This is a genomic window from Streptomyces sp. NPDC001920 (assembly GCF_053594495.1).
In genome coordinates, this window is sequence record NZ_JBSFEP010000014.1 from 53,410 (window position 1) to 66,031 (window position 12,622).

The window sequence follows — 12,622 nt, forward strand, 5'->3', positions numbered from 1 at the left end:
TCGGTCGAAATCCGCGGGGGCCGGCATCTTTTATGGTCTGGAATCAATTCCTGCAGGTCCCGACGGATTTCACTTGCTCATTTCCGCTGAGTGCGAGGACGGCATGACCACCCACAGTCCGACCAAGACCGCGCCGACGTCCGGAGCCCGGCCGCCACGCGGTGCCCTCATCGTCGCGAACCCGACCGCCGGCACCTTCCAGGACGCCCGACTGACGGAGCTCACCGAGCTGTGCCGAGAGCGACTGGCCGCGGTCGAACTGCGGCTGACGGGCGACCGGGGCGAGGCCACCGAGGTCGTACGTGACGCCCTGTACGGCTCCGGCGGCAGCCCCGCCGTCGATCTGGTCGTCGCCGTCGGCGGCGACGGCACCGTGCGCGAGGTCGTCGAAGGCCTGACCGGGGCAGGACGCGCACCGTCGGCGGCCCTGTTCGTCGCCCCGTTCGGCACCGGCAACTCGGGGTATCGCGCCCTGTGGGGCCGGCGCCCCTGGCAGGAGGCGCTGTCGGCCGTCCTCACCGGCGGCGAGGACCGCGCCATGAGGCGCCGCCTGGACCTCGCCCGGCTGGCGCAGACCGGTGCGCTCGTGCTGCTCGGCGCCTGCTCCGGCCTGGTCGCGCAGGCCCTGGCGACCGCGCGGACCCTGCCGCTGACCGGCCACGCCCGATACCGGCGGGCGTACCGCGAGACCGCGCGGTCCTTCGTCCCGTACCCCGGCCGCGTGAGCGTGGACGGAACCGTTCTGCACGAGGGCGGCACGGTGCTCGCCAACGTGGGCGGGGGCCGCCACCGCGGCGGACAGTACCTGCTGCTCCCGCGGTCCGAGCTCGACGACGGCCTGCTGGACGTCTGCGTCATCGGCGACGAGGTGGCCCCCGCGAACGTGCCCGAGCTGACCCGTGACGGAGCGCACCTCGGCCACCCGGGTGTCCACTACGGCCGCGGCCGGCGCGTCACCGTGGAGCGCCTCGACGGCCGGCCGCTGGTGTTCGAGCACGACGGCGAACTCCAACCGGAACGCTGGGACCGCATGACGCTGGAGGTCCTCCCGCACGCGCTGCCCGCCTGGTCCGCGCCCGAGGCGGACGACGGCCCCTGGAGGGTTCGTGCCGACCGTTCTTGAGGACCTGTGCGACTGGGCGGCGGGGCTGCGCGCCGAGGACGTTCCCGAGCGGGTGCGGGCCCTGGCCGGCAGCCAGCTGCTGTCCCAGCTCGCCTCCATCCGCGCGGGCGCGGCCCATCCGCTCGGCCGCCGGATGACCGACGCCTTCGGACCGCCCTTCCAGCCGGACCCGCGGAACTCGGCCTGTGTGCTCGCCGGACTCGGATCCTGGCTGAACCTCGACGACACCGCCTATGCCGGACACCTGTCCAACTCGACCGCGGCCGTACCCGTCGCCTTCGCGTACGCGCTGGGACTCTCCGGTGAGGCACTGCTGACGGCCGTGGTGGCGGCCAACGAGTGCGCCGCCCGGATCACCGCCGCCGCCACCCTCGGTCCCCTGCGCGGGCACAGCGCCGTGCACACCCACCTGGCCGGTGCGGCGGCAGGCAGACTGCACTGCGAGGGCGCCGGCCGCTCCCTGTGGACCGCCGCCCTGAGCATGGCCTTCTCGATGCCGAACCGGCCGCTGATGCGCGCCTTCCTGGCGAGCGACGGAAGGCTGCTCAACTCCCTCACGCCGGTGCGCACGGCGATGGACGCCTGCGACGCCGCCCGAGCCGGCCTCAGCGGGCCCGCCGACGTCATGGAGCACCCCGACGGATTCCTGGCCCACTTCGCGGCCGTTGCGCTGCCCACCGCGGTGAACGCCGCACTCGGCACCCGCTGGCACACCGAGACGCTCTCCTTCAAGATGCATCCCGGCGGGCCCGGCATCGACGCCGCCGTCGACTGCGCGGCCGACCTCCACCACGAACTCGGCTCCCCCCGACCGGACGACATCGCCGAGGTCGTCGTGGAGACCTCGCTCTACACGTTGCTGGCCGCGCGCAAGGCCGAGCGCTATGTCACCGGCCCGGACGCCCCGCTGGGCGCCCTCGTGCTGCACACCCCGTACCCGGTGGCCACCGCCCTGCTCACCGGCGGCCTGACGGTCGCCGACCTCACCGGGCCCCGGGTGGCGGAGCGTGCCCGCTGGCAGGTGGCGCAGCGGGTACGGCTCGTGCACGACGAGGCGTTCACCCGGGCCCTGTTCGCCTCGGAGGCGCCGTTCGGGGAAGCGGTGCGGCACGCCGGAGAGGCGGCCGTGCCGTGGCTGCGTGACTTCGCCGGGCCCCGGCTGGCCGCGGTCGCGGCCGAAGCCGCCGCCGGGCACCGGGCCCCCGACTTCAGCGCCGCCACCAAGGCCACGGGCGCACGGGTGACGGTACGGCTGGCCGACGGCCGCGTCCGCACCGCGCAACGACTGATCCCGCTCGGCGCCGCCGGCCCGCACACCCGCGCCCACCACGCCGAGCTGACCCGGGAGAAGTTCATCGCCCACGGAGGCGACAAGGACGTGGCCGCGGCGGCCGGTGAAGTCGCAGGCATGACGCCCGACCGATTGCGCGAGTGGCTCGGGGCGGCGCTGCGATGAACGGCCCCGCCGAGCCCGACCCCACGACACCCGCCCCACAGCAGGGAGGAAGCCCCACGGTGGACCCCACCCCAGCCACGGCACCCGCCCACCCCCCACGCGCACGACCGCTGCTCAGCTATCCGCTCCTCGTCGCCGGCAAGGACATCGACGGCGAGGGCTGGGTCTACACCGTCAGCGGACGCTCCCTCCTGGAGGACGTCTTCACCAGCATCAGCCTCAAGCGGTCGTTGGAACGCGACCCGGAATCCGAGGCCGCGCACCATCCGTACGTCGTGGGCCGGTGCGCCGTCGCCGGGGAGGCCCAGATCGACCTGGCCACCGAAGCCGGCGCGTCCGCCGCCCCCGGCTGGGCCTCCGTACCGCTGGACCGGCGCATGCGGCTCGGCCACCGGTTCCGCGAGGAGCTGATGCGGCAGCGGGACACCTTCCTGGAGATGCTCGTCGTCGAGTCGCACCCGATGAAGCTGGCCCGCTGGGAGCTGAGCGGCCTGCTGCAGATCTTCAGCGAGGAGAGCCTCGACTGGTGCCGACGGCAGATGCACACCGAGATCCGGCTGGGGGAGCGGCGACTGGTCGTACGCCGCCGTCCGGACGGCGTCGTGGCGTTCAACCCTCCGCAGAACGCACCGATGTCCAGCGCGGCACTCGCGGTGCTCGTCCTCATGGCGGGCAACGCCGTCGTGGTCCGCGCACCCCGCAGCATCGCACTGAGCACCATGTGGCTGCTGCGGGAGATCGTGGCCCCGCTGCTCGACGAGGCCGGGGCCCCGCCGGGCACGCTCAACGTGGTGTGCGGCAACCCCAAGCAGACGCTGGACCGCTGGGTGCGCAGCCCGCTCGTCGACGACATCTTCTACATCGGCGGCAGCGAGGAGGGCCTGCGCTTCGAGCGGGACTGCGTGGCCCACGGCAAGAAGCCCATCCTGGAACTGGCCGGCAACGACGCGATCGTGGTCTGGTCCGACGCCGACCTCGACTGGGCGGCGGAAGCCGTCACGGAGGCGTTCTACGGCTCCGGTCAGATCTGCATGGTGCCCAACTGCGTCCTGGTCCACCCGCGCGTGGCCGACGCACTGCTCTCCCGCGTCAAGGAGCAGACCGCCTCCATCCGCCCGGGCTACCCCGAGGACGAGGACGTCCTGCTGTCCCCGGTGCGGCGCAGCGAACGCTTCTTCGCCCTGCTGCGGCAAGCGCTCGACAAGGGGGCGCGGCTCGTCACCGGCGGCCGGCGCACGGAACTGGACGGCACCCCCTCGGACACCGGCGTCTTCCTCCAGCCCACGGTGGTGCGCATCGACGGACTGGCCGACGCCCGCTCCTACGACCTGGTCCGGGAGGAGACCTTCTTCCCGCTCATCCCCGTCGTCGTGCCCGAGCCCGCGCCCGACGCACAACTGCTCGACAGCTTCATCGACTTCGTCAACGCCAACCCCTACGGCCTGCGCAACTCCCTGTGGGCCCGCTCCGACCGGGTGATCGACGAGTTCGTGGGGCGGGTGGGCAACGGCGGTCTGCTGAAGGTCAACGACTCCCACATCGGGTTCGTCCCCTGCCTGCCCAGCCACGGCGGCACCGGCCTGACCGGCGGCGCCTTCGGCGAGGCCAACTACCCGATGCTGCGCACCTCGCATCTGCAGGGTGTGAGCATCGCCGGCGGCGTCAGCCCGCACCGCGCCGTCTTCGGCACCTGACATCCCCTCACGGCGAGAGCCGAACGGAGGTTCCCGATGCGTACCCTGGACTTCGCGCGCACCGTCTGCGAACGCCACCACCCCGGGCTGGTCAAGGCCCTTCAGGACGTGCCGTACGCCGAGCGCGAGCAGCCCGGCAGCCCGGTGATCGAACTCTTCCGAGCCTGCGGCGGCGTCGGTCTGCTCGTCCCCGCCGAGTACGGCGGTCAGGGCGCCGATCCGCTCACCGCGATCCGGGTGCAGCGGGCGATCGGCTCGCTCTCGCCCTCGCTGGCGGCCGCCGTCACGATGCACCACTTCACCGCGGCGATGCTGTACGCCCTGGCCGCCGAACCCGGACGCCTCACCGAGGCCCAGCTGAACCTGCTGCGCGACGTGGTCCCCCAGCAGCAGCTGATGGCCTCCGGCTGGGCCGAGGGCAGGACCCGGGCGAACGTGCTCACCCCGTCGGTCACCGCGCGCCCGGTCGAGGGCGGCTACCTGCTCTCGGGCGTGAAGAAGCCGTGCAGCCTGTCGCGCTCCATGGACCTGCTCACCGCGAGCGTCGCGGTGCCGGGCACGGACGGGACACCCGAACTGGCGGTGGCCCTCGTCCCCGCCTCGTCCCCGGGACTGTCGGTGCACCCCTTCTGGGGCAGCGGGGTCCTGGCGGGCGCCGAGAGCGACGAGGTCCGGATGGCGGACGTCTTCGTGCCCGAGGACCTGGTGGTGCGCACCGCCGCGGACGACCCGCATCGGCTGGACGACCTGCAGACGGCCGGATTCGTCTGGTTCGAGCTGCTGATCTGCGCCGGGTACGCCGGGGCGGCCGGCGCCCTGGTGGGGCAGGTCCTGGAGCACGGCGCCGGATCCGCCGAGGAGCGCGCGACCCTCGTCGTCGAATGCGAGGCGGCCTTCGGGCTGCTGGAGGGAGCGGCCCGGGCGGCACGCGACGAGGAGCCCGGCGAGGCGACCGTGGCGGCCGTCCTGGTGGCCCGCTACTCCGCCCAGGAGACCCTAGTGCGGGTCACGCAGCAAGCCCTGGAACTGCTCGGCGGCATGCACTTCATCCGCTCCTTCGACGCCGCGCACATCGCAGCCTCGGTACGCCCCCTCGCCTTCCACCCCCCGGCCCGGCGGGCCACCGCGGAGCCGCTCCTCGGCTACTTCGCGGGCGGCCCCCTCGAACTCGCCTGACGTCCCCGACACCCGCACCGGACCAGAACCGCGCCGACCTGGAGGAGACAGCCGTGAGCGTGCGCCAGGATGCCCGAGGCGACGTGGAGAAGGAGATCCTCGCTCTCTACCGGGCCCATCTCAGCAAAGGCAGAGCCACCCTCGCGGAACTGCTGGGCAGCCATATGGAGGTGGAGTCCTGCGGAGCGTGGCTGACCACGAGCGACGGCGAGCGGTTCCTCAACGCCGGAGGCTACGGCGTCTTCATCATGGGGGCCCGCCACCCGCTCGTCCTCGAACACGTGACGCGTCAGCTGCACACCCATCCCACCGCCACCCGCATCCTGCTCGAACCGACGGTGGCCAGGGCCGCCGAGGAACTGGTCTCGGTCCTCCCACCGGGACTGGACCGGGTGCACTTCGCCCTGTCGGGCGCCGAGGCGGTGGAGACGGGACTCAAACTGGCCCGGGCGAATGGCTACCGGCGCACCGTCTCCTTCTCGGGCGGCTACCACGGCAAGACGCTCGGCGCCCTGTCCGCCACCGCCAAGGAGGTCTACCAGCGGCCGTTCCGCCCGCTGGTGCCGGGCTTCACCCAACTGCCCTACGGCGACGCCGACGCGCTGCGCGCCGAACTCGCCGCCCATCCCGGCGAGGTGTGCGTCATCGTCGAACCCGTCCAGGGCGAGGGAGGCGTGGTCATCCCGCCCGCCGGCTACCTCAAGCAGGTCGAGGAACTCACCCGCACCTACGACGGCTTCCTCGTCCTGGACGAGGTCCAGAGCGGGTTCGGCCGCCTCGGGGAATGGTGGGGCGCGGACATCGAGGGCATCCAGCCCGACGTACTGCTGGCCGGCAAGGCACTCGGCGGCGGTGTGCTGCCGGTCTCCGCGGCGGTCGCCACCCGCCGGGCGTTCAGCCCCTTCGACAAGGACCCCTTCGTCCACACCGCCACGTTCTCCGGGCAGCCGGTACTGATGGCCGCCGTCCAGGGCGCCATCCGAGCCGTGAAGGAGGAGCGCCTGGTCACCCGGGCCATGGACCTCGGCGCGCAGCTGCTGCCCAGGCTCTCCGAGATCGCCCACCGCAACCTGCCGGGGATGGTCGCCGACGTCCGCGGACGCGGGCTGCTCATCGGGGTGGAGCTGACCGAGGCGGGACTGGCAGGGGAGCTGCTGATCGAGCTGTTCAACAACGGAGTGGTCGCCAACCACTCGATGAACGGCAACGCGGTCGTGCGGTTCACCCCGCCGGCCACGCTGACCCCCGCCGACGTCTCCTACCTCCTCGACGCCTTCGAACGGGCCACCCGCGACCTCGTCCGCCGCTCGGCAAGGATGCCGGAAGGAGCCTCCCATGCGCTGCGTTGAACTGCGGGCCGTCCTGCACGGTGAGGACGCCCTGGCCGCCCTCGACCGCATCGGCGCCTGGGAGAGATACCCGGAGCTCGCGCCGCACGTGAACGCCACTCAGGTGCACGCGGCCCCGCCCGCGCCGGTGTGCTCCTCCAGCTGGGAGCTGCACTTCCGCAGCGGGCTGCTCACCTGGTCGGAACAGGAGGAGTTCCGCAGGGACCAGCTGCGCATCCGTTTCACCCAGACGCACGGCGACTTCGACAGCTTCTGCGGCGACTGGGAGCTGCGCCAGACCGGCGACGACGTCGAGGTCCTTTTCCGGGCCGAGTTCGACTTCGGCATTCCGAGCATGGAGGGAATCCTCGACCCGATCGCTGAACGCGTGTTGAAGGAGAGCGTCGCCTGGGCCCTGACCGGGCTGTTCCAGCGCGCCGAGATCCTCGGTGAAGCCGATCTGGCGCCCGTCCGAGGCGACGCCGTATGAGCGCCGTATGAGCACCCCACCCCCCACGCGCCACCGCATGCCCCCGCCCGAGGAGCCGAACCGATGGATCAGGCCAACCCCTTCGACACCCCCAGGACCTTCACCCTGCACCGCGCCGAGTACCTGGTCGGCCTCGCCGTCACCACCGGGCTGATCGTCGCGCACTTCGACGACATCCGCTGGCTGCCCGCCATCGGGCTGTTCCTCTACATCGACCTCATCGGCTACATCCCGGGGGCGATCGCGTTCCGACGCGCCAAGGGCCGGCCCATAGCGAAGACCTACTACACCCTCTACAACGTCATGCACAGCCTGATCACCCAGGCAGCCGTCGCCGCGCTGTGGTGCTGGCTGGTGGAACCGGAATGGGCCCTGCTGGCGCTGCCGTTCCATCTCTTCGGCGACCGCGGGCTGTTCGGGAACTTCTACAAGCCCTACGCCCTGCCCTTCGAGCCGGTGCGGCAGCCGGGCTACCTCCGGCTCCTGGACGACCTCGGGGTGGCCCACCCCAAGCCGCTCGGGCACACCTTCGACCCCGTGCCGGTCGGCCATGTGCCCGCCGTACCCGGGCTCGGGCCGGGGCTGCCGGAGCAGCCGGAGGCGGTCCGGTGAGCACCATGGCCAGGCGTCGACGGCAGTCGCGTCCCTTGCGCCATCTGGCCTCCGCCGTCTCTGTCCTGACGGTCCGTCATCAAGGGGATCCGCACGGCACCACGGCCAGCAGTGTCACCGCGGTCTCCCAGATGCCCCCGCTGCTCGGCGTCTGCCTGCGCACCGGATCGACCTTCGCCCGACTCGCGGCCGCCGAGGGAAGGTTCGTGGTCAACGTGCTGGACGCGTCCCAGACCGGACTGGCCCGCAGGTTCGCCGACCCAGCCCGGCCGGACGGGGACGAGCAGTTCACCGGCGTCCCGTGGAGCACGGACTCCTATGCCGACGCCCCCCTGCTGGCCGGGGCCCTCGCGCACTACAGCTGCCGGGTGTTCGCGGTGCCCCGGGTGGGCGACCACGACGTGCTCCTCGGCCACGTCACCCGCGCCGCCGTCCACCGGGGCGTCCCGCTCCTGTCGTACGCCGGGGACATGTTCGCGGGCGCGATCCCCCCGGCGGCCGCGACCCGCGGCACCCCCACGAGGAACAGGAAGGAGAACATCGCGACATGACCGATTCCGTGGCCACGGAGGCCGACTGGGACCGCGCTCCCGGACTGCTGGAGGGAGCGAAGGAACTCACCCTCGGGCCCCGCGAGTGCGATCTCGCCTACTGGATCACCGAGGTGGCACAGGGAACGCTGAAGGACCGCGGCAGGACCGGACACCACCGGGACGCGGCCGTACCGGCCCTCCTCACCGAACCCGGACCGCTGCGCGAGGCGCTCATCCAGGAGTTCGGCCTGCGTGCCCTGTCCGAGGAACTGGCCACCCGGCTGCTGGGACAGTACGTCACCATCGCCCCCGGCATCCCCGAGATGGAGTTCTACGCCACGCAACTGATCGACGAGGCCAGGCACGCCCGGGTCTTCCGCGAGCACCTCGTGGAGCTGGGACAGCCGGCCGACACCCTCGTGCGGGACATCGACGAGATGGCGGCCGACTACCGCCGCCGGGTCCTCAAACCCGTGGAGGACTTCGCGAACGACATCGTGCGCGAGCAGCGGGACTTCGCCGGGGGAGTGGCGGTCTTCGCCATCGTCATCGAGGGTGTGCTCGCCCCGGCCGCCGAACTCAGCGAGCGCAAGTGGACACCGCTGTCCCCGGCCACCGGAGAGATATCCCGCGGCACCGCCATCGACGAGATCCGCCATCTGACGGTCGCCAGCACCATCCTGCGCGACCACGTCGCCGCGCACCCGGAGTACCGGCCCCGGCTGCTGGAGATCCTCCGGGCCGGTGTCCGGCTCTGGGACGAGGTCCCCGACCGCGAGTTCGTCATTCCCCGGGAGGAGCTGTTCCAGGAGGGCATGCTCCAGCACGCCGACCTCATCGGCGACTACGAACTGTGGCCCGGCGTGCGGATGCTGGACACCACGCCCGAGCAGCGCTACGAGATGGCCGAGGCGTGGACCGACGAACTCGCCGAGGCCCGCATGGCCTACATGGGGCTGCCCCTGGAGGTCCTCTCCGGCGCCGGAGAGGCCGGAGCGTGAGCGCCCTCGACCCCCCGCCCGCCCCCGAAAGCGCCCGGCGGGCCGCGGTGATCGCCGGCATCGGGTCCTATGTGCCGCCCGACGTGGTGACCAACGACGAGCTGACCGCCCGTCTGGAGACGTCGGACGAATGGATCCGCACCCGCACCGGCATCGTGACCCGGCACCGGATCACACCGGGCACCGCGACCTCGGACCTCGCGGTGGAGGCCGGGCAACGGGCCCTGAAGTCCGCCGGCGCCTCCCAGGCGGACGCGGTGGTCCTGGCCACCACCACGCCGGACCAGCCCTGCCCGGCGACCGCGCCCCAGGTCGCCGCGCGGCTGGGCTGCGCGGAAGCGGCCGCGTTCGACGTGTCGGCGGTGTGCACCGGGTTCCTGTACGGCCTGGCCACAGCCGCCTCCCTCGTCGTCGGGGGCGTCGCGGACAGCGTGCTGCTCGTCGCCGCCGAGGCGTTCACCAGCCTCGTCGACCCCGACGACCGTCACACCGCGATCATCTTCGGGGACGGGGCGGGCGCGGTGCTGCTGCGCGCGGGCACCGCCGGCGAACCCGGTGCGGTCGGTTCGTTCGTGCTGGGCAGCGACGGAACGGCGAGCGATCTCATCGAGGTCCCGGCGGGCGGCTCACGCCAGCGCTCGGCCCGGGGATCGGCCCGGCCGCGGGACACCTACCTGCGGATGCGGGGCCGCGACACCTACCGGCACGCGGTCGAACGGATGACGTCCGCCTCGCGGCAGGCGGTCCACGGCGCGGGCTGGACCTTCGCCGACGTCGACCGGTTGGCGGCGCACCAGGCGAACGCCCGCATCATCGCCGCCGTCGCCGACCGGCTCGACCTGCCCGAGCAACGGCTGCTGTGCAACGTCGCGCAGGTCGGCAACACCGGCGCCGCGTCGATCCCGTTGCTGCTGTCCGAGGCCGTGGAAGCAGGACGGCTCACGGCCGGCCACCGCGTCCTGCTCACCGCCTTCGGCGGTGGGCTGACCTGGGGCGCCACCACATTGACCTGGCCCGATGTCACCGCGGGCTGACCGGTTCCGGCAGCCCCGGCACCCGGCGTCGGCGCGAGCGCCACACCACCGGGTCGCCGCGAGCGCCACACCATCCGAACGAGAGGAGCACACCATGTCCGCCATGTTCGAACAGCTGAAGGAAATCCTGGTCAGCAAGCTCAAGGTGGATCCGGAGCACATCACGCCCGACGCGACACGCGAGGACATCGAACTGGACTCGCTCGCGGTGGTCGAGCTGTCCCTGGTGCTGGAGAAGGAACTCGACCTGCGGATCAGCGACGACGAGCTGATGGAGATCCCGACGGTCGGCGCCATGGTCAGGCTGCTGGAGGAACGGAGCGCGGCGGTCTGATGGGCTCCGACATCGCGGTCACCGGTCTCGGCCTCGTGACCCCGGCCGGCATCGGTGTGACGGCCGCCTGGGAGAGGATCTGCGAGGGCAGGTCCGCCGGGGCACCGGACCCCGCCCTGCGGGACCATCCGGCGCGTATCTCCTGCCGGGTCCCCGACTTCGACGCCGACCGGCTGCTCGGGGCCAGGCGCGCGCACCGCCTGGACCGCTTCGTGCAGTTCGCCCTGGTGGCCGCGCGTGAGGCGGTCGCCGACGCCGGACTCGACCCCGCCACCTGGGACGGTGCCCGGGTCGGCGTCGTGCTCGGCTCGGCCGGCGGAGGCTCGGGCACGGTGGAGGAACAGCACCGGGTGCTGCGGGAGGAGGGGCCGGACCAGGTCTCGCCGCTGCTGCTGCCCATGGAACTGCCCAACATGGTCGCGGGACAGGTGGCCATCGAGTTCGCCGCCCGCGGCCCCAACCTGGTGGTCGCCACGGCGTGCGCCTCGGGGGCGAGCGCCATCGGGACCGCCCGGGACCTGCTGGCCCTGGACCGCTGCGACATCGTGCTCACCGGGGGCTGCGAGGCCCTCGTCACGCCGCTGATCATGGCCGGGTTCGCCAGGATGAGGGCGCTGTCCCGACGCCACGACGACCCCGCGGGCGCCTCACGCCCGTTCGACGCCGACCGCGACGGCTTCGTCGCCGCGGAGGGGGCGGGCCTGCTGGTACTGGAGCGGACCGCTGACGCACGGGCCCGCGGCGCACGGGTCCGCGCCCGGATCGTGGGCTACGGCGCCAGCGCGGACGGCCACCACATCACCTCGCCCGATCCGGACGGCACCGGGCTGACCCTGGCCGTACGCGCGGCCCTCGACGACGCCGGGGCCGCCCCCGGCGACGTACGGCACGTCAACGCGCACGGCACCTCCACACCGCTCAACGACCTGGCGGAGGCCCGGGTGATCCGGCAGAGCCTGCCGCACGGCCCGCTGGTCACCTCCACCAAGGGGGTGACGGGGCATCTGATGGGCGCCGCGGGAGCGGTGGAGGCCGCGTTCACCGTGCTGTCCGTGGAGCACGGGCTGGTGCCGCCCACGGCCAACCTGCACCGGCTCGACCCGCGTGCGGACATCGAGGTGGCACGGTCGCCCAAGGCGGGCGTCCTCGATCTGGCGCTCAACAACTCCTGCGGCTTCGGAGGACAGAATGCGGTCCTGGCCATCGCCCGGGCGTGACCACGCCTCGGGGCCCGGCGGGTCGCGGCAGGGCCCGCGGCGAGGCGGTGGCGCGTTCTCGTCCGTCGCGGCGGCGCCCTCGACGTGGGCTGCCACACTGGCACGGTCGGCCCGCCGGACGATCACTCCCGCGTGCCCCAGACCGCTTCCCCGGACCCGAAAGGCAGCACTCCATGCCCCCTTCCGAGACGGCAGCCCCCAGCCCCGCCGACCTCCTGGCGGCCATGCCCTTCGCGGCACACGCGGGCATCGAACTCCACGAGGCCACCCCCGACCGGGCGGTGGGCAGCCTGTCCTGGACCCCGGATGCCTGCACCGCCGGCGGCATCCTGCACGGCGGCGCCCTGATGACGCTGGCCGACTCCGTCGGTGCCGTCTGCGCCTACCTCAACCTCCCGCCGGGTGCCGCGACGTCCACGGTGGAGTCCAAGACCAACTTCATGCGCGCGGTGGCCTCCGGACGGGTCCAGGCCACAGCCCGCCCCTTGCACGTCGGCGGCACCCTCGTCGTCGTGCAGACCGACCTGCGGGACGACAAGGACCGGCTCGTGGGGCAGACCACCCAGACCCAGATCGTGCTCGCTGCGAAGGACCGCGCCACGAACTGACCCCGCTCGCGGGACG

13 protein-coding genes are annotated in these 12,622 nt (G+C 72.8%); all 13 read left to right on the plus strand.

The annotated features are described in order from the left end of the window. Positions 1-103: 103 nt before the first annotated feature. The 13 genes from ACWCPI_RS24195 to ACWCPI_RS24255 all read left to right on the plus strand — a co-directional run bounded on the left by ACWCPI_RS24195 (position 104) and on the right by ACWCPI_RS24255 (position 12,606). Positions 104-1,123, plus strand: coding sequence for a diacylglycerol/lipid kinase family protein (locus tag ACWCPI_RS24195; RefSeq protein ID WP_451040072.1), 1,020 nt, complete (start codon positions 104-106; stop codon positions 1,121-1,123). After that, positions 1,107-2,579, plus strand: coding sequence for an MmgE/PrpD family protein (locus ACWCPI_RS24200; RefSeq protein WP_451040073.1), 1,473 nt, complete (start codon positions 1,107-1,109; stop codon positions 2,577-2,579). The genes ACWCPI_RS24195 and ACWCPI_RS24200 overlap by 17 nt, the downstream gene beginning before the upstream one ends. Before the next feature lie 59 nt (positions 2,580-2,638). Next, entirely contained in the window at positions 2,639-4,273 is a 1,635-nt protein-coding gene (locus ACWCPI_RS24205) for an aldehyde dehydrogenase family protein (RefSeq protein ID WP_451040074.1), read from the plus strand. A gap of 36 nt (positions 4,274-4,309) precedes the next feature. Next, the gene (locus tag ACWCPI_RS24210; protein ID WP_451040075.1) at positions 4,310-5,449 is read left to right on the plus strand and encodes an acyl-CoA dehydrogenase family protein; all 1,140 of its coding nucleotides are present in this window, start codon (positions 4,310-4,312) and stop codon (positions 5,447-5,449) included. A gap of 53 nt (positions 5,450-5,502) precedes the next feature. Continuing rightward, positions 5,503-6,798: an aspartate aminotransferase family protein gene (locus ACWCPI_RS24215; RefSeq protein ID WP_451040076.1), complete on the plus strand. Its 1,296-nt coding sequence runs from the start codon at positions 5,503-5,505 to the stop codon at positions 6,796-6,798. After that, a complete protein-coding gene (locus tag ACWCPI_RS24220) occupies positions 6,785-7,267 on the plus strand; it encodes an SRPBCC family protein (RefSeq protein WP_451040077.1) in 483 nt (160 codons plus the stop codon). Before ACWCPI_RS24215 ends, ACWCPI_RS24220 begins: the two co-directional genes overlap by 14 nt. A 63-nt stretch (positions 7,268-7,330) precedes the next feature. Beyond that, positions 7,331-7,879: a hypothetical protein gene (locus ACWCPI_RS24225; RefSeq protein ID WP_451040078.1), complete on the plus strand. Its 549-nt coding sequence runs from the start codon at positions 7,331-7,333 to the stop codon at positions 7,877-7,879. 5 nt (positions 7,880-7,884) lie between these two features. Next, positions 7,885-8,430, plus strand: a complete 546-nt coding sequence (locus ACWCPI_RS24230) for a flavin reductase family protein (RefSeq protein WP_451040079.1) — start codon at positions 7,885-7,887, stop codon at positions 8,428-8,430. After that, positions 8,427-9,413: a VlmB-like protein gene (locus tag ACWCPI_RS24235; RefSeq protein WP_451040080.1), complete on the plus strand. Its 987-nt coding sequence runs from the start codon at positions 8,427-8,429 to the stop codon at positions 9,411-9,413. The genes ACWCPI_RS24230 and ACWCPI_RS24235 overlap by 4 nt, the downstream gene beginning before the upstream one ends. Further along, positions 9,410-10,447, plus strand: a complete 1,038-nt coding sequence (locus ACWCPI_RS24240) for a beta-ketoacyl-ACP synthase III (protein WP_451040081.1) — start codon at positions 9,410-9,412, stop codon at positions 10,445-10,447. The genes ACWCPI_RS24235 and ACWCPI_RS24240 overlap by 4 nt, the downstream gene beginning before the upstream one ends. A 103-nt stretch (positions 10,448-10,550) precedes the next feature. Beyond that, positions 10,551-10,781, plus strand: coding sequence for an acyl carrier protein (locus ACWCPI_RS24245; protein WP_388809089.1), 231 nt, complete (start codon positions 10,551-10,553; stop codon positions 10,779-10,781). Continuing rightward, positions 10,781-11,998, plus strand: a complete 1,218-nt coding sequence (locus ACWCPI_RS24250) for a beta-ketoacyl-[acyl-carrier-protein] synthase family protein (protein WP_451040082.1) — start codon at positions 10,781-10,783, stop codon at positions 11,996-11,998. Before ACWCPI_RS24245 ends, ACWCPI_RS24250 begins: the two co-directional genes overlap by 1 nt. Positions 11,999-12,171: 173 nt before the next feature. Next, positions 12,172-12,606 carry a PaaI family thioesterase gene (locus ACWCPI_RS24255; protein WP_451040083.1) on the plus strand — a complete coding sequence of 145 codons (435 nt, stop codon included), beginning with the start codon at positions 12,172-12,174 and terminating at the stop codon, positions 12,604-12,606. Positions 12,607-12,622 lie beyond the last annotated feature (16 nt).